15 protein-coding genes are annotated in these 17540 nt (G+C 56.0%); 12 read left to right on the top strand and 3 right to left on the bottom strand.

Features of this window, described 5'->3' with window-relative positions; genetic code table 11:
- Positions 1-78: 78 nt before the first annotated feature.
- Both dprA and MJO52_RS00135 read right to left on the bottom strand, forming a co-directional pair.
- Complete coding sequence (gene dprA / locus MJO52_RS00140) at positions 79-1224, bottom strand: DNA-processing protein DprA (protein ID WP_252083988.1); 1146 nt, start codon at positions 1222-1224, stop codon at positions 79-81.
- A 96-nt stretch (positions 1225-1320) separates the two neighbouring features.
- Positions 1321-2391, bottom strand: coding sequence for a LysM peptidoglycan-binding domain-containing protein (locus tag MJO52_RS00135; protein WP_252083987.1), 1071 nt, complete (start codon positions 2389-2391; stop codon positions 1321-1323).
- Between the two features lie 183 nt (positions 2392-2574).
- Here MJO52_RS00135 and def point away from each other — a divergent pair, with 183 nt between their 5' ends.
- The 9 genes from def (at position 2575) to MJO52_RS00090 (ending at position 12649) form a co-directional block, all read left to right on the top strand.
- Positions 2575-3081, top strand: a complete 507-nt coding sequence (def, locus tag MJO52_RS00130) for a peptide deformylase (RefSeq protein WP_252083986.1) — start codon at positions 2575-2577, stop codon at positions 3079-3081.
- Between the two features lie 64 nt (positions 3082-3145).
- A complete protein-coding gene (gene fmt / locus MJO52_RS00125) occupies positions 3146-4099 on the top strand; it encodes a methionyl-tRNA formyltransferase (protein ID WP_252083985.1) in 954 nt (317 codons plus the stop codon).
- Positions 4096-5403 carry a 16S rRNA (cytosine(967)-C(5))-methyltransferase RsmB gene (rsmB, locus tag MJO52_RS00120; protein ID WP_252083984.1) on the top strand — a complete coding sequence of 436 codons (1308 nt, stop codon included), beginning with the start codon at positions 4096-4098 and terminating at the stop codon, positions 5401-5403. The genes fmt and rsmB overlap by 4 nt, the downstream gene beginning before the upstream one ends.
- A 30-nt stretch (positions 5404-5433) precedes the next feature.
- Positions 5434-6819, top strand: coding sequence for a Trk system potassium transporter TrkA (gene trkA, locus MJO52_RS00115; RefSeq protein WP_252083983.1), 1386 nt, complete (start codon positions 5434-5436; stop codon positions 6817-6819).
- Between the two features lie 89 nt (positions 6820-6908).
- Positions 6909-8360, top strand: a complete 1452-nt coding sequence (locus MJO52_RS00110; protein WP_252083982.1) for a TrkH family potassium uptake protein — start codon at positions 6909-6911, stop codon at positions 8358-8360.
- A gap of 97 nt (positions 8361-8457) precedes the next feature.
- Complete coding sequence (locus MJO52_RS00105; RefSeq protein WP_252083981.1) at positions 8458-9495, top strand: efflux RND transporter periplasmic adaptor subunit; 1038 nt, start codon at positions 8458-8460, stop codon at positions 9493-9495.
- Between the two features lie 47 nt (positions 9496-9542).
- The gene (locus MJO52_RS00100) at positions 9543-10238 is read left to right on the top strand and encodes an ABC transporter ATP-binding protein (RefSeq protein ID WP_252083980.1); all 696 of its coding nucleotides are present in this window, start codon (positions 9543-9545) and stop codon (positions 10236-10238) included.
- Positions 10235-11395 carry an ABC transporter permease gene (locus tag MJO52_RS00095; RefSeq protein WP_252083979.1) on the top strand — a complete coding sequence of 387 codons (1161 nt, stop codon included), beginning with the start codon at positions 10235-10237 and terminating at the stop codon, positions 11393-11395. The genes MJO52_RS00100 and MJO52_RS00095 overlap by 4 nt, the downstream gene beginning before the upstream one ends.
- Positions 11396-11461: 66 nt before the next feature.
- A complete protein-coding gene (locus MJO52_RS00090; RefSeq protein ID WP_252083978.1) occupies positions 11462-12649 on the top strand; it encodes an ABC transporter permease in 1188 nt (395 codons plus the stop codon).
- Between the two features lie 42 nt (positions 12650-12691).
- On the opposite strand, the gene MJO52_RS00085 is transcribed toward MJO52_RS00090, so the two are convergent.
- Positions 12692-13579 carry a lysophospholipid acyltransferase family protein gene (locus MJO52_RS00085; protein WP_252083977.1) on the bottom strand — a complete coding sequence of 296 codons (888 nt, stop codon included), beginning with the start codon at positions 13577-13579 and terminating at the stop codon, positions 12692-12694.
- A gap of 157 nt (positions 13580-13736) precedes the next feature.
- On the opposite strand from MJO52_RS00085, the gene glyQ reads away from it, so the two are divergent.
- Genes glyQ through gmhB form a run of 3 tightly spaced genes read left to right on the top strand, consistent with a single transcriptional unit; the run spans position 13737 to position 17380 of the window.
- Positions 13737-14693, top strand: a complete 957-nt coding sequence (glyQ, locus tag MJO52_RS00080) for a glycine--tRNA ligase subunit alpha (RefSeq protein ID WP_252083976.1) — start codon at positions 13737-13739, stop codon at positions 14691-14693.
- The gene (gene glyS, locus MJO52_RS00075; protein WP_252083975.1) at positions 14693-16774 is read left to right on the top strand and encodes a glycine--tRNA ligase subunit beta; all 2082 of its coding nucleotides are present in this window, start codon (positions 14693-14695) and stop codon (positions 16772-16774) included. Before glyQ ends, glyS begins: the two co-directional genes overlap by 1 nt.
- A gap of 54 nt (positions 16775-16828) precedes the next feature.
- A complete protein-coding gene (gene gmhB, locus MJO52_RS00070; protein ID WP_252083974.1) occupies positions 16829-17380 on the top strand; it encodes a D-glycero-beta-D-manno-heptose 1,7-bisphosphate 7-phosphatase in 552 nt (183 codons plus the stop codon).
- Positions 17381-17540 lie beyond the last annotated feature (160 nt).

Raw genomic sequence — 17540 nt, 5'->3', positions numbered from 1 at the left:
TGTGTTCGAGTCCACAGAGTATTAACGCAGCGCTTTGACTTCGCGAATCGCTCGGCGGCTGGTCCTTCAGGGGAGGATTCAGGTGGCCACGCCTTCTTTCTGGAGACAACAGGCAGCTCCCTGAGCCGTCAATTGATACCCACCGGGCAGCTGCTCCAATAGCTCTAGCAACTCCATTTGCAATAGCAGCGCCATCAGTTCACCCGCCGGCTCCCCAGTATCCACGGCCAACTGCTCAATACTGCGAGGCCCTCCCTGCAGGGCTAATAACACTGACAGCTGCTGATTATCCAGCAGGGTATTGCTTAGGGGCTCACTATCCGCAGGCTCCGCTAACAGCCCCCCCAGCTGCCCGGCGATATCTGCGCTGGTCTCCACCAATGTTGCCCCCTCGCGAATCAGGTGGTGACAGCCCCTGGCCATCGGGTTGTGGATGGAGCCGGGGATAGCGAGAACCTCTCGATTTTGCTCCAACGCCAGCCGCGCAGTGATCAGCGACCCCGATCGCATTGCAGCCTCCACTAGCAGTACTCCCATAGAGAGCCCACTGATAATCCGGTTGCGACGCGGGAAGTTTTTCGCCTCAGCGCTACTGCCGAGTGGAAGTTCACTGACAATGGCGCCACCCGCGCTCAGGATTTCTTCCGCCAAGGCGCGGTTCTGACGCGGATAGACGGAGTCGACACCGCTGCCCAGCACCGCAATCGTGGCTCCCTGTCCCCGCAAAGCACCCTGGTGCGCGGCCGCATCCACCCCCAGTGCTAACCCCGAGGTGATGGCAAAACCGGATCCAGCGAGCTCCATGGCAAAACTGCGAGCGTTATCCAGGCCAGAAGTCGTGGCGCGACGCGCACCAACAATCGCGATTTGGGGCAGGGTGAGAGCAGCAGCTTCGCCCCGCACATAGAGTATTGGCGGTGGTCGCGAGATCTCTGCGAGCAAATTCGGGAAACCTGCATCACCGTGGTACAGCAGCTGCACGCCGATTTGTGCACAGCGGGCGCGCTCGGCTGCCACCCACTCCAACAATTCGCTCTGCAGGCCAAGACGACAACAATCACGCCACTGGGATTGGGCCCGCGGCGGTAGTTTGCTCAACAAAGTTGGGGGGAATTGAAGTAAGGCCCGATCGGGGCTGCCAAAGTGCTCTAGCAGCTGCCAGTAGCGGGCGGGCCCCAGGCCCTCTAAACGCAGCAGGGCCATGCTGGCGGTCAACGCATCCATGCGGGCTCACCATTTTTGTCTGTTTTACAGGAGAGGTTGTATTCAGATTTGCGGCGCTCCAAACAGCAAGAGGCGCCGCTCGATTTCTATGCTTATTTAGGGATTGCGCACCGAGTCCATCACCGCCAAGGGGCGATCAGCTTCGAGAATAAGCGCTAGGCTCATCTTTTCAAAAGTGCGGAAAACCATCATCTCACCAGCACGCTCATCCGGCAGCTTCACGCTGTCTCCGGCGATACGATCACGCACTACAGAACCGCGCTTATAAACTGCCATCACATTGCCAGGCACTATGCCATCGCGCTCACCCAGATTGAGGATAACTACGTCGAATTTACCAATCTGAGTCACCCCCTCATCGACACCAACAATCAAGCCATTCACTGTCACGGCCGGGGCACTGGGGTGAAAGAGAGCATCGATAGAGCGCTCTTCCACCGGCATCAAATGATCCTCGAGACGGATCTCGCGGGCGGTGCTGGCCACGCCCAGGGTGGCGACGGAGAATCCAGGGCGATTATCCGGATCCAGCTGTAGCAAATCCACTTCACCTATCCCAAGAGCCTGGCGTCCCAGAGTCTCATTGCTAACAGGGTCCATATACACCGGGCCCGGGCGGTAGAGACCGTAGGAGGCCAGGGGCACTTCAAAATCACCGCGTGCGTAGATGGTATCGCCGGCACCCATCAAAATGTGGTTATCGGAACCGGACACAATATAGGGCGTACCCTCGAAGGCATTGGGCTCGACGATACGGGTGCGCGAGAGGAAGGCATTGATGGCATCGAGGGGAATCGCCGGAATCGCATCCTCCACGGCTTGGCGACGAATCTGCGGCGTTAAGCGGTTACCATTAACACCGGGGGACAATTGATAAGCCCGCGGGCCGCGCTGCAGCTGCAGTTGCGGCTGGCCATCCACATACACCAGGCGCAGGCTGTCGCCGGGGTAAATCAAGTGAGGGTTTTCAACCTGGGGGTTTACTTGCCAGATCTCCGGCCAATACCAGGGCTGTACCAGAAACTCACTGGAGATATCCCAGAGGGTATCGCCCTTTTGCACAACATAGGCATCCGGATGGCTGGGGTTCAGGCGCACCTGATCCTGCGCTTGGGTGCCAAGGGCGACCGCCAACATCGAGACGGCGGCCAGGATTATTTTTTTCATGGAAGCATTCCTATGCTCTTTATCGCTATAATTCTCAGCGCCGAACCACCCTTCTACAGGAAATGTGGCCGGCCCCGGGCGCAAGGCGCCAGCGAAAATCGGGGTCCACTCGGTAAATATTGAGCGCGATCATAATGTTATCAGCGCACGTTCAACGAATACTAGAAGTTTGTCACAGGTGTTATGGCTAAACTCGAGATACTGGAATTTCCCGATCCGCGCCTGCGTGAGATCGCCAAACCCGTCGCAGAAGTTACCGACGCGCACCGTCAACTGCTGGAGGACATGTTCGAAACCATGTACGCCGCACCTGGCATAGGCCTCGCCGCCACCCAGGTCAATGTGCACGAGCGCGTCGTGGTGGTGGATATTTCCGAAGACAGCAGCGAGCCGTACGGATTTATCAACCCTGAGATCGAAGTACTGGACCCGGAGATCCACCAGTACGACGAGGGTTGCCTGTCGGTACCCGGTTTCTACGAGACGGTAGAACGCCCGCGCAGAGTGCGAGTCAAGGCGCTGGATCGCAACGGCGAACCTTTTGCCATAGAGGCAGAGGGGCTGCTGGCAGTGTGTATCCAGCACGAAGTTGACCACCTGGATGGCAAACTGTTCGTGGATTACATCTCCCCACTCAAGCGCAACCGCATTCGCTCCAAGCTGGAAAAGTCCCAGCGCCGACGCGCCTGATCTATAAGAACTGGCCGCCGGCTGGCCCGGCGCCATCTCCACCCCTCGATCTGAGAATCCGCCAGTGAATATCATTTTTGCCGGCACGCCGGACTTTGCCGCCGTGCATCTGCAGGCGCTGCTCGACAGCGACCATACTGTCATCGCCGTTTACACCCAACCGGACAGGCCGGCGGGGCGCGGTAAGAAACTGCTGGCCAGCCCGGTCAAGCAGCTGGCCCTCTCCCACGATATCCCCGTGTATCAACCGCAGAGCCTGCGTGACCAGGCAGCTCAGGAAGAGCTGGCGGCACTCGGCGCCGATATCATGGTGGTGGTGGCCTATGGACTGATCCTACCGCAAGCAGTGCTGGACACCCCGCGACTGGGCTGTATCAACGTACACGCCTCCCTGCTACCGCGCTGGCGCGGCGCCGCTCCCATTCAGCGCGCCGTCGAGGCGGGAGATAGCCACAGCGGTGTGGCAATCATGCAAATGGAAGCCGGGCTTGATACGGGTCCGGTACTGGTGGAGCGCCGCTGTGACATTACTGAGCAAGATACGGGAGGCAGCCTGCACGACAAGCTCGCCGAACTCGGTGGCCCGGCTCTGATTGAAGCCCTAGCGCAGCTGGCCTCAGGCGCCGCCAAGCCGGTGACTCAAGATGATGCTACAGCCAATTACGCTAATAAAATCAGCAAAGAGGAAGCGCGCATCGACTGGCAGCGCCCGGCGCAAGAACTGCAGCGCCAGATCCGCGCCTTCAATCCGTTCCCGGTGTGTTGGACTACCTATAGCGAAACTAAAGGCGAACAACGCCTGCGTATCTACAGCGCCAGCCTGGAACGCGGCTGCCACAGCGATACGCCCGGCATCATTCTAGCCAGCGATGACGAGGGTATTCTGGTCGCCTGTGGTCGCGAAGCCCTGCGTCTGCAAGTACTTCAGCTACCCGGTAAAAAAGCGCTGCCCGCAGCGGAAATTTTGAAAGGCTACCGGGCGCTGTTCACTCCCGGAACACAATTGGGATCACTATGAGTAGAGATGTACGCGCCGAAGCAGCCCGAGTGGTGGCCGCACTACTGGAAGCGCAAGGTTCACTGGCACGCCTGTTACCTAAAGCCGAAGACAAGGTTGAGGAGCGCGACCGCGCCCTGCTCCGCGAGCTGTGCTACGGCAGTGCCCGCACCGCCCCGCGCCTGCAACTGATCGCTACCAAGCTACTGCGCAAAACCCCCAGCGATAGCCTGGTAAGCGCACTGATCCTGCTGGGCCTGTATCAACTGGAATACACCCGCATCCCCGATCACGCTGCTATCTCTGCCACGGTCAATGCCGCCCGCAGTCTCAAGTTGGATCGCGCCACTGGCCTGATCAACGGCGTACTGCGCAACGCTTTACGCGAACGCGAGCGTTTGCAGCGAAAATTGTCCGGCAACCCCCAGTTCAGCTCTATGCACCCCGCCTGGATGCAACAGGCGATCAAAGCCGCCTGGCCAGAGCAAGCGTCGGAGATTTTTCGCGCTAACAATACCAACCCCCCCATGACCTTGAGGGTCAACAGCGCGCGCATTTCCCGCGAGGATTACCTGCAGCAGCTCGACGAGACCGGCCTGTCCGCCGAGGCCTGTACCCTCTCTCCGGTTGGCATCACCCTGCTCGAAGCAGTACCTGTGGGAATTCTGCCCGGTTTTGCCGAGGGCCTGGTGAGTGTGCAAGATGAATCCGCCCAGCTGGCAGCGCAACTGCTGACACCCTGTGAAGGCGAGCGGGTGCTGGATGCCTGTGCCGCGCCGGGAGGCAAAAGCTGCCATCTATTGGAGCAGCAGCCCGCTATAGAATTGAGTTCCCTGGATATCGAGGAGGAGCGACTCGATCGGGTGCAGGAAAACCTCGAACGTTGCGGCCTCTCCGCACAGTTAATTTGCGCCGATGCGGCTGCGCCGGATGCCTGGTGGGATGGACAGCAGTACGACCGTATTCTGCTCGATGCACCCTGCTCTGCCACCGGGGTGATTCGCCGCAACCCGGATATCAAACTGCTGCGCCGTGCCGAGGATATCGCCGAGCTGGCCAAGCTGCAGGCGGAAATTCTGCGCGCCACCTGGGCACTGCTCAAACCCGGTGGCAGTCTGTTATACGCCACCTGTTCAGTGTTACCAGCCGAAAATAGTGAAGTTGTCGCCGCCTTCGTTGCGGAGACCGACGATGCGAGCGACAATACCCCGCAACTGCTGCACGGTAAGTCCTGGGGTGAAAAACAAGTTGCTGGAATGCAACTGTTACCCCATAACGGTGGCGGCGACGGTTTCTACTACGCTCTGCTCAGCAAGGCCGAATAACAGCAGCGCTAGCCGCGAGTCTCATCCGATATGAAAATTGTCATTCTCGGCGCCGGCCAGGTGGGCGGCTCACTGGCGGAGGCTCTGGCCTCCGAGCGCAATGATATTGTGCTGGTGGACAGCGACGAAAAAACCCTGCGCGAGTTGCGTGATCGCATTGATATTGGCGTGGTTAACGGCCACGCCTCCCATCCCGACGTGCTAATGAATGCCGGCATTGAGGATGCCGATATTCTGGTGGCGGTCACCAATAACGATGAAACCAATATGGCAGCCTGCCAGATTGCCCATTCATTGTTCCGTGTGCCCACCAAGATCGCGCGCGTGCGCGCCTCTTCCTATCTGCAGTACCCCGAGTTATTCGACAACCAGGCGATTCCCATCGACGTTTTGATCAGCCCCGAGCAGCTGGTCTCCGAATATATCGCACGCCTGATGGAACATCCCGGCGCGCTACAGGTGCTGGATTTCGCCGGTGGTCGCGTGCAGCTGGTCACTGTATTGGCAGTTCAGGGCGGTCCTCTGGTAGGCCATCAGCTGCGCTATCTGCGCGAGCACATGCCCAAGGTGGATACTCGTGTGGCGGCCATCTACCGGCGCAACCGGCCGATCATTCCCCAGGGGGACACGGTGCTCGAGGCCGGCGACGAGGTATTTTTTATCGCCGCACGCGCCGATATCCGTGCGGTAATGAGCGAGTTGCGCCGCCTGGAACACGGTTATAAGCGCGTGGTAATTGCCGGTGGTGGCAATATTGGCCTGCGGCTCGCAACCAAATTGGAAAACCGCTACTCGGTTAAAATTATTGAGCGCAGCCATGAACGCTGCGTATTTTTATCCGAGGAGCTGTCCCACACCATTATCTTGCACGGCAGCGCCTCGGACCAAGAGCTGTTGTTGGAAGAAAATATTGAGGACACCGATGTTTTCCTCGCACTCACCAACGATGACGAAGCTAACATCATGTCATCGCTACTGGCCAAACGCCTGGGCGCGCGCAAGGTGATGACCCTGATCAACAACCGCGCCTACGTGGACCTGGTGCAAGGCGGGGAAATCGATATTGCCATTTCGCCCCAGCAAAATACTATCGGCAGCCTGCTCACCCATGTGCGCCGCGGCGATATGGTTAATGTGCACTCTCTACGTCGCGGTGCCGCCGAGGCGATCGAAGTTGTCGCCCACGGCGACGAGCGCACCTCCAAAGTGGTGGGAAAGAAAATCGAGGATATCGATCTGCCCGAGGGCGCCTCCATCGGTGCCATAGTGCGCGAAACAGAAAATGGCAGCGAAGTGTTGATGGCGCACGACGATGTAATTGTGCAAAGCGACGATCACGTGATTGTATTCCTGGTGGATCGCCGCCAGACACGTCATGTGGAGCAGTTGTTCCAGGTTGGCTTCGGCTTTTTCTAAATCATATTTTTTATTGAATAGTCCGGCGATTACAAACTCCGCCGTCCATATATATAAAGTAACAACAGATAACAGGCTGACAGGCGCCAATGCGAATTGCGGTAATTGCGCGAGTTTTCGGAATTCTCCTCACTGTGTTCAGCCTGACACTGCTGCCACCGATCGCCGTGTCCCTGTGGTATGAGGACCATACCCACAACGCCTTCGTTATTGCCTTTGTGATCACTCTGGTGACCGGCTTGTTTATGTGGCTGCCGGTGCACGATCTGCGCCAGGATCTGCGTACCCGCGACGGCTTTGTGGTGACTTCGCTATTCTGGCTAATCCTCGGCAGCTTCGGCTCCCTGCCGTTTATTATTAGTCCGCAGCCGGACCTGAGTATTACCGATTCGATTTTTGAGTCGATTTCCGGGCTCACCACCACCGGCGCCACCGTAATTACCGGCCTGGACTCCCTGCCTCCAGCCATCCTCTACTACCGCCAGCAGCTGCAGTGGTTTGGTGGTATCGGCGTAATTGTTATTGCACTGGCAATCCTGCCCATGCTTGGCATCGGTGGTATGCAGCTGTACAAAGCGGAAATACCCGGCCCAGTGAAAGATACCAAGCTGACACCGCGTATCGCCGAGACGGCGCGGGCACTGATCGTGATTTATGTAATCCTGACCATTCTGTGCGGCATCGGTTACTGGTGGGCGGGCATGACCGTGTTCGATGCCGTGGGACACGCCTTCTCCACCGTGGCTAACGGCGGCTTTTCCACCCACGATGCCAGTATGGGCTTCTACGCTCACAACCGGGCCATTATGGTGATCTGCATTATTTTCATGTTCACCGCGGCAATTAACTTTGGCCTGCACTTTTACGCCTTCCGCAATAAAACCCTCAAGCACTACTGGCGCGATTCCGAATTTCGTTTCTATGTAATGCTGATTTTGGGGGCCGGCCTGTTGATCAGCTGTTATCTGTGGATTCTGAATATCTTCTCACCAGGCAACAGCCTGCTACACGGTTTCTTCCAGGTGGTTTCTATCAGTACCACTGCCGGCTTTGCCTCTGAAAACTTTTCCGCTTGGCCGGTATTCCTTCCCTACGCATTGCTTCTTCTGGGTATTCTCGGCGCCTGTGCCGGCTCTACCTCTGGTGGTATCAAGGCGGTGCGCGGCATGTTGATCATGAAATCCGGTATGCGCGAATTGAATCGCCTGGTGCACTCCAATGCGGTGATACCCATTAAGATCAACCGCAAGATCGTACCCGATCGGGTAACCGATGCTGTGTGGGGCTTTTTTGCCGTCTATGTGCTGTCGTTTTTTATTCTCTCGATTATTGTGATTGCCACCGGCGAAGATTTCGTCACCTCTGTGACAACGGTGGCCTCCTGCCTGAGCAATATCGGCCCGGCTCTGGGTGAGGCCGCATCTCACTACGGTTCAGTCAATGAGGTGGCCAAGTGGTTTCTGATCCTCGCCATGCTGATGGGACGCCTGGAAATTTTCACCCTGCTGGTGCTGTTAACCCCCGCCTTTTGGCGCCACTAATTTGGCGCCAACGCCGCAAGTCAGATCGAATAGCAATATTTTTTAGTTTCTGCCACAGTTGTTCTTTACAGGAAGTAATCAATAAGAACATGGCTGTATGAGCAGAAACACCAGTGAGCTGCTCGGTCAGTTGAAAATTGACCGGGATACGGCTCCCAATGATTTATCGTCATCGCCCCGAAAAACCCTACTGGCGGCTTCCTCCGGTGCAGTCGCCGGCCTGCTAGTTGGTTTTTTTGGCGCCTCCCTCTTGGCCGAAGACCCACCCGCAAGCCCTAACACAATCCCAACCCCCGCCAACACACACACTACGCCATCTGCCCTTCCCACAGGCACACGCCTGGAAACGGTGTTGAATGCCTCCGGATATATCACCGCGCGACGCATGGCCACGGTGTCAGCAGAGGTGATGGGACTGATCAGTAGTGTAGATGTCGAGGAGGGTATGCAGGTACAGGAAGGTCAAGTGCTAGCCCGCCTCGACGACGTCAAAGCGCGCGTCAGCCTGGCATTTGCCCGTGCGCAGATTCAGGTACTGCAAGCCCAGGAAGCCAGTATTCTCGCCAAGCTAAAAGAAGCAGAGCGTCAGTACCGGCGTTTCGCTGGCTTGCGTGAAAAAAACTACTCCAGCAAAGCACAACTCACCCAGAGTGAGGCCACTGTTGAAGGCTTGAGAGCCGATTTAAACAGCGCTCGGGCAAATATTGAGGTGGCTAAACTGGAAGCCGAGCGACAGCGGGAGCGCTTGGAGGATCACACGATACGCGCGCCCTTTGCGGGAATCGTTACACAAAAAAATGCTCAGCCCGGAGAAATTGTCGCACCCAGCTCCGCCGGAGGCGGTTTCACCCGCACCGGTATCTGTACCATTGTGGATATGAACTCCCTGGAAATTGAAGTGGATGTCAATGAGGCATTTATCGGCCGGGTCTCCACTGGTCAAAGGGTAAACGCGAATCTAGACGCCTACCCGGAGTGGGATATTCCCGCCACGGTGGTGGCAATTATTCCAACCGCCGATCGCGCCAAAGCTACGGTGCGTGTGCGTATCGGTATCGATCAAAAAGACGCCCGTATCCTACCGGATATGGGGGTGAAGGTCGGCTTCCTGGCCGGGGAGGAAGTCGCTCTTTAACGGCACAGACTACGGCTCTAATTATTCATTAAAAAAGGAAATTACAGATGTCTGAAGATGTGTTGTTTCAGTTAAAAAATGTCGGCAAGAATTTTATCAAAGGTAAAGAGAAAATCTCTATTTTTGACGATCTCAATATGAGTATTGAGCGAGGAGATTTTGTCGCCATTATGGGGCCTTCCGGCTCCGGAAAAACCACTCTGTTAAATATGCTCGGCGGTGTCGATCAACCCACCAGCGGGGAAATTTGGTTTGATGGTACCCGCATAGACTCCCTCAATGAGAGCGCCCTAACCCGTTGGCGCGCGCAGAATATTGGTTTTATTTTCCAGTTCTACAACCTGATGCCGATGCTCAATGCCCAACGCAATGTAGAACTACCGCTACTGTTAACCAAGCTCTCCAAGGCACAGCGCCGCAAAAATGTCGAAACCGCCCTCGCTTTGGTGGGCTTGAGCGATCGCGCCAAACATATGTCCAGTGAAATGTCCGGCGGCCAGCAACAGCGGGTGGCCATCGCCCGCGCAATTGTTTCAGATCCTAAACTCATTCTGTGTGACGAGCCCACCGGTGATCTCGACCGCGCCACCGCCGATGAAATCCTGGAGATGCTGCAACTACTCAACCGCGATCACGGCAAGACCATCGTCATGGTTACCCACGACCCGGCCGCAGCCAAATACGCAAAACGCACCCTGCATCTCGACAAGGGACAATTTGTGCAGAGGGAAATAGTGGCATGAACGATCTCTATTTAATTTATAAAAACATGACGAGGAAACCTCTGCGGTTATTTCTCACCTGCTTTGCAATTTTTATCGCTTTTTTAATTTTTGGCGCAGTGACCAGTTTGAAATCTGCACTCAATTCCAGTGTGGAGTTATCCGCTGATAATCGCCTGGTAGTTTTTAACCGGATTAATTTCACCCAATCTCTACCCATCTCTTATTTCCAAAAAGTCGCTGCGGTCGAGGGAGTAAAAGATGTCACCCACCTGAACTGGTTTGGCGGTTATTATCAGGAACAAAGTAGGCAAATTGTCTCGCTGGCAGTGGACCCCGAATCCTATTTACGCGTTTACGAAGAAATAGTGATTCCGGATGAGCAAAAACAGGCTTGGTTTAACAATCGCCAGGGCGCACTGATAGGTGAGAAACTCGCGCAAATATATGGCTGGAAAATTGGTGACCGGATTCCTATCTCCTCAAATATATTCACCCATAAAGATGGTGGCTATACCTGGGAGTTTGTAGTCTCAGGAATTTTTAAAGGGGATACCGAGCAGTACGATACTCGCCAAATGTTATTCCATTATAAATACTTCATGGAAACTCAGACATTTGGCAATGATTGGATAGGGTGGATGGCACTCACTACTGACGATCCCTCTCTCAATGAGAAAGTAGCCAAAACCATTGATGACAGTTTTGCCAATTCGCAAAGTGAAACCGATACCAGTACGGAAAAATCCTTTAATAAAGCTTTTATCGAGCAAATTGGCAATATCGGTTTGATTATTTTCTCGGTGGTTTTTACCGCGTTTTTCACCATTCTGATTGTGGTTGGCAATACCATGGCCTTGGCAATTCGCGAGCGCACCGGCGAGATAGCTGTACTCAAAACCCTGGGCTTTTCCAGCGCACGTATTTTTCGCATGGTGCTATCAGAATCCCTGTTGGTCGCATTTATCGGCGGTCTCTCCGGACTCACTGCGGCCTGGCTGTTAGTTGAAGGAATAAAAACCTTTCTCGCCCGTTTCCTGCCCAACTTGATTCTCGATGGCGATATCGCTCTGCAGGCGCTGTTTTTTATGCTGCTGCTGGGAATTATTACCGGCTTGCTACCGGCTTTTAACGCGCTGCGACTGAATATTGTCTCAGCATTTAATCGTCAGCCCTAAATACATCAGATCGAGTTCCTAACACTATAGGTGCCCGATTGATCAAGCCCAACCGGAGGAAAGCCAATGGGCTCTCTAATTGCACAAATTATTTCAGTGACCCTAATGAATCTGGGCAGCCTGCGCCGGCGCCTGTGGATGTCACTGGCGATGGTACTGGCCTCGGCGGTGGTGGTGGCAATACTGCTGGCATTTCTCGCCATGGCCAAAGGCTTCGAAGAAACTATGCGCGGCGCCGGCTCCAACCAGATCGCCATCCTGATGCGCGAGGGTTCCTCCACCGAGCTCAACTCGGTGATCCTGCAGGATCAGGTCAACCTGATTAGCGAATCTGCAGGAGTCGCCCGCGACGCCAACGGCCCACAGGTTTCACCGGAACTCTATGTCATTGTGGATGGTATCAAAAAGTCCAGTGGTACCGAGGCCAATATCCCCCTGCGCGGACTCAACCAAACCGGTATGGCCATGCGCACCAACATGCACTTAACCGAAGGCCGTATGTTTGTTCCCGGAACCAATGAAATGATTGTCGGCGAGGGTGTCCTGCGGGAATTCAGCGGTTTCGAGATTGGCAAGGAAGTGCGCTTTGGTAAAAACCTGTGGACAGTTGTCGGAGTTTTTTCCACAGGGGGCAATATTTTTGAAAGTGAGCTGTGGGCAGATATCAAAACAATCCAGAGCCATTACAACCGTGGCAGCAGTTATCAGTCCATTCGCTTGCAATTGGACAATGACGACGGCCTGGCATCGGTCAAGGAAACCATTGCGCGGGAACCGCGCCTTAATCTCGAAGCGCAGACCGAGCGAGAATACTTCGCTAGTCAGGGTAAACAACTGCAGTACATCGCCACCTTTGGCTGGATTATCAGTGCGGTGATGGCCCTCGGTGCCCTGGCCGGTGCACTCAATACCATGTACACCTCAGTGGCGGACCGTGCCAAGGAAATTGCCACCCTACGCGCCCTCGGCTTCAGTAATTTTTCCGCTTTCTGCGGCACGATTGCTGAAGCGATGGTACTGGCGGTGGCCGGTGGACTACTGGGGTCATTGGCCGCCTACTTGTTCTTCGACGGCCTAAATACCTCAACCCTGGGCGGCAGTTTTACCCAGGTGGTGTTCAGTTTTGAGATGTCCCCAGACTTGTTCGTGCAGGGCGCCGTGTTGGCGTTGGTAATCGGCTTTGTTAGTGGTTTTTTCCCCGCCTGGCGCGCCGCGCGTATGCCGGTAATTGTGGCATTTCGCCACGCGACGTAAATTTTACCTAGATGCCGATATACATAGGGGCCGCTCAGGCCCCTATGTTTGTTTGCGGTAAATTTTACTCTTGCCTTCCGGCTGTCTGCGAAAGCGCTTGTATTCCCACTGATACTGCTCCGGCGCCTGGGCGATGCAGGCCTCCACACCGCGGTTCATCGCCGCCAGGGATACTTTTTGCTCTTCACTGTAAATCGCTTTTTCTGCGGGGACAAAAACCAGCTCAAAACCGCCTTCTACACGCTTGCCAAACCCAAAAACCACATGGCACTTGGTGCGCTGTATCAGATTGTGCACCAGGGTCATCGTCAGGGCCGGGCGCCCAAAAAACGGGGCAAAGTCACCGCCCATATCCGGTTCCTGGTCGGGAAGAATCAGGGCTAAATCTCCCGCTTTCAATGATTTAAGCAGCGCGCGTACCCCGTGCACATTAGTGGGCACCATCTTGCCGCCGGTTACTTCGCGCCCGCTGCGAATCACCGGGTCCAGGGCTTCTATTTTAGGAGGCTGGTAAAGTACAGCACAGGGGGACAAGGTACCTACATACAGGCCGAATATTTCCCAGTTGCCAGTATGCGGCATTAACACAATGGTGCCGCGCCCATCGGTCTCACCGGCGTTGAGTAACTGCTGATTGCGCACACGAACAATGGCATTTTCATTTTTTGCCCAGGGCGTATTCCACAGTGACGCCATTTCAAACCCCGCCATGGCCGTGTTGATCACACTCTCCCTCGCCAGCTTTTCACGCTGTTTGGGGTCCATTGCCGGATAGCAGAGTTTGAGATTAATGCGGCTCAGGCGCAGGCCTTCGGAACGAGTCCACACAACCATTTTGCCAGCAAACCAACCCAATCGCCGCGACCAGTGCAACGGCAATTTGCCGATGATTTTCAGTGCCCCTACAGCAAGGCGCCCCTTAATATCCACTCACTACTTCCTATACAAAAACCACTTTAAAGTGGTCGTGTTGCCCAAGTATGGCCATTGAAACCTCTTGACGCGGCTATAGCGCTTTAAGCGCAGCAGTCGCTGCCGCTATAATTGCGTCCCTTTGCCCACAGCAGATACTGATCCGGAGATAGCGGTGTCCAAGCAATACGATCTCAGTACCTTCCAGGGACTTATTTTTGCCCTACAGGATTATTGGGCGCGCCAAGGGTGCGTCATTCTACAGCCTCTGGATATGGAAGTGGGCGCCGGCACCTTTCATCCGGCCACTTTCCTGCGCGCCATAGGCCCGGAAAACTGGAACGCGGCTTATGTACAGCCCTGCCGCCGCCCCACCGATGGCCGCTACGGCGAGAACCCCAACCGCCTTCAGCACTACTACCAATACCAGGTAGTGATGAAGCCATCCCCGGACAATATCCAGGAATTGTACCTCCACAGCCTACGCGCTATGGGCGTAGACCCGGCTATCCACGATATCCGCTTTGTGGAAGATAACTGGGAATCCCCAACCCTGGGCGCCTGGGGCCTCGGCTGGGAAGTTTGGCTGAACGGTATGGAAGTCACCCAATTTACCTACTTCCAGCAGGTGGGCGGCCTCGAGTGCTACCCGGTTACCGGCGAAATCACCTACGGTCTCGAGCGTATCGCCATGTACCTGCAGGGGGTCGAGTCTATCTACGATTTAGTGTGGACCCGCAACCCGGACGGCAGCCCCGTCACCTATGGCGACGTTTTCCACCAGAACGAAGTGGAAATGTCCCACTACAACTTTGAACACGCCGATGTGGAATTCCTATTCGCCACCTTCGATCACTGTGAGCGCGAGAGCACACGCCTGATTGAGCTGGGCCTGCCGCTGCCCGCTTACGAGCAAGTTATGAAGGCCTCCCACGCCTTCAACCTTCTGGATGCGCGCCACGCCATCTCAGTGACCGAGCGCCAGCGCTATATCCTGCGCGTACGCACCCTGGCCCGCGCCGTGGCACAGGCTTACTACGATGCGCGCCGCGCCTTAGGCTTCCCCATGGCAGATGAAGCACTGCGAGCAGATATTTTGGCGGAAGACATCGAGCAAGAGGAGAAGCAGTAATGGCTCAGGATTTTCTGGTAGAACTGGGCACCGAAGAGCTGCCACCCAAGGCGTTACACAAATTGATGAGCGCTTTCGCCGATGGTATTACCCAAGGCCTCAAAGGCGCCGAGTTGTCTTTTGGCGAAGTGAAAGCCTACGCAGCCCCTCGCCGCCTGGCCGTAGCGGTATTCGGTTTGGCGGATAAGCAGCAAGACAAACAAATTGAAAAGCTGGGCCCGGCCGTCAAAGCCGCCTTCGATAAAGAAGGCAAGCCCAGCAAGGCCGCAGAGGGTTTCGCCCGCAGCAACGGCGTAACCGTTGAAGCGCTGGGACGCAAATTGACCGACAAAGGCGAGCGCCTGGCCTTTATCAGTGAACAGAAAGGCGCTGAAACTGAATCCCTGTTGGCTGGTATTGTCGAAAAGGCACTGGCTCAGCTTCCTATTCCCAAGCGCATGCGCTGGGGTGCGCGCCGCGAAGAGTTCGTGCGCCCGGTGCACTGGCTCGTCATGCTGTTTGGCAACAAGGTCGTAGATGGTGAAGTACTCGGCTTGAAAGCCGGAAAAACCAGCCGTGGTCATCGCTTCCACTGCAGTCGGGAACTGGAGATCCACTCCGCCCACGACTATGCACAGGTTCTGCGCGAACCCGGCTACGTAATGGCTGACTTCGCCGAGCGCCGCGAAGCCATTCGCGCCCAAGTGATCGCCGAAGCCAACAACGTCAATGGTGAAGCGGTCATCGATGACGATCTGCTCGACGAAGTGACTGCACTGGTTGAATGGCCTGTCGCCCTCACCGGCCGCTTCGAAGAGCGCTTCCTGGAAGTACCCGCTGAAGCCCTGATCTCCTCCATGAAGGAGCACCAGAAATATTTCCATGTGGTAGATGAAGATGGCCAATTGCTGCCGTTCTTTATCACCGTGTCCAATATCGAGAGCCAGGATGCCGCCCAGGTTATCCACGGCAATGAGCGCGTAATCCGTCCGCGCCTGGCAGATGCTGCCTTCTTCTTTGAGACCGACAAAAAGACCAGCCTGGAATCACGCCGCGAGAAACTGCGCCAAATCGTGTTCCAGCAGCACCTGGGTAGCGTCTACGACAAGACTGAACGGGTAGCCGCCCTGGCCCGCACCATCGCTGAGAAAACCGGAAGCAACGGCGACTGGGCCGAGCGCGCCGGCCGACTGTGCAAGTCGGACCTGGTTACCGAGATGGTGTTCGAGTTTGCCGATATGCAGGGCATCGCCGGCTACTACTACGCCGAAAATGACGGCGAGCCGTTGGATGTGGCCAAGGCCATGTACGAGCAGTATATGCCCAAGTTTGCCGGTGACGAGCTGCCTGCCAGCGACACCGGCACTGTAATCGCCCTGGCGGATCGCCTGGATACTTTGGTCGGCATCTTCGGCATAGGCCAACCCCCCAGCGGCTCCCGCGACCCCTTCGCCCTGCGCCGCGCCAGCCTGGGCATCATCCGCATCCTCGTCGAAAAGCGCCTCGATCTGGACCTGCGCGAATTGCTGGAACTGGCCCGCGACAACTACCCGCGCACCGCCCTGGGTGAATACGACAAGGTGGTAGAGCAGACCCTGCAATACGTACTGGAGCGCTTCCGCGCCCGCTACGAGGATCAGGGCATTGCCGCCGAGGTATTTATGTCGGTTGCCGCGCGCAAGCTGTCGCGCCCGCTGGATATCGACAACCGTGTGCACGCGGTTAACGCCTTCAGCCAGCTGCCAGAATCCGGTGCTTTGGCCGCCGCGAACAAACGCGTTTCCAATATCCTTGCCAAGCTGGATGGCACAGTGCCCAGCAGTGTCGATGAAGCACTATTGCAGGAGGAAGCGGAGAAAGCCCTGTTCGCCGCAGTACAGGTTGCCCGCACAGAAGTTGAACCGCTGTATAGCGATGCGCTTTTCGCCGAAGGACTCGCCGGCCTGGCGGGCCTGCGTGAAACCGTGGACAACTTCTTCGACCATGTGATGGTAATGAGTGACGACGAGCAACTGCGCAACAACCGCTTGGCCCTACTGGCCCAGCTGCGTGCACTGTTCCTCGAAGTTGCCGACATCTCCCTGTTGGTTCCAGCCAAGTAATAGCGACTTGAAGCGGGGCTCTGCGCCCCGCCTCAACGAAACAGGCGAATCGACATGGCAATAATTCTTCTTGGCCGCGATGGGGTCATTAATCAAAACCCCAACCAGTTCGTAAAATCCGCAGACGAATGGCAGCCCCTGCCCGGCAGTATTGAAGCACTGGCTGCGCTCAGTCAGGCTGGCCACCAACTGGTGATTGCCACCAACCAGAGCGGCCTGGCCCTGGGCCAGTTTGACTTGGATGACTTGGAGGCGATACACGCCAAGATGCGTTCCCAGGTAGAGGATGCAGGCGGTGAAATTGCCGCGATTTTCTACTGCCCCCATGGGCCTGAAGACAACTGCCGTTGCCGCAAACCCCAGGCGGGCCTGCTGGATGCCATCGAAGCGGAATTCGACACCAGCTTGCATGGCTGCTATCTGCTCGGTGATAAACTGGCCGATTTACAGCTGGCCCTGGTCAAGGGGTGTAAGCCGGTACTACTAAAAACCGGTGCAGGCGCAGAAACCCTGCAACAGCTAGTAGAGAGCCCCGATCCGCGTCTGGCGGAAACCGCTGTGTTTGCCGACTTAGCCAGTTTCAGCCTGTTTCTAGTGGGCCCCTGAGCCCACTGATCTCTCTTTTACAGCCCTCTAAATTTAATGAGCTTTTCCAATCTCGCGGAAAAGCGTCATCAGAAACCCTCTCCACTACTGCGCCACCTCGCATTTGTGACTTACGTTTTTTTCTTTCTCGCCAGTTAGCAAAAATAGTACAAAACAATGA

It is taken from the genome of Microbulbifer variabilis, from assembly GCF_023716485.1.
GTDB lineage: Bacteria > Pseudomonadota > Gammaproteobacteria > Pseudomonadales > Cellvibrionaceae > Microbulbifer > Microbulbifer variabilis_B.
Note: the sequence above shows the minus strand (reverse complement) of the source record. Positions and strands in the feature narration are given on the sequence as shown.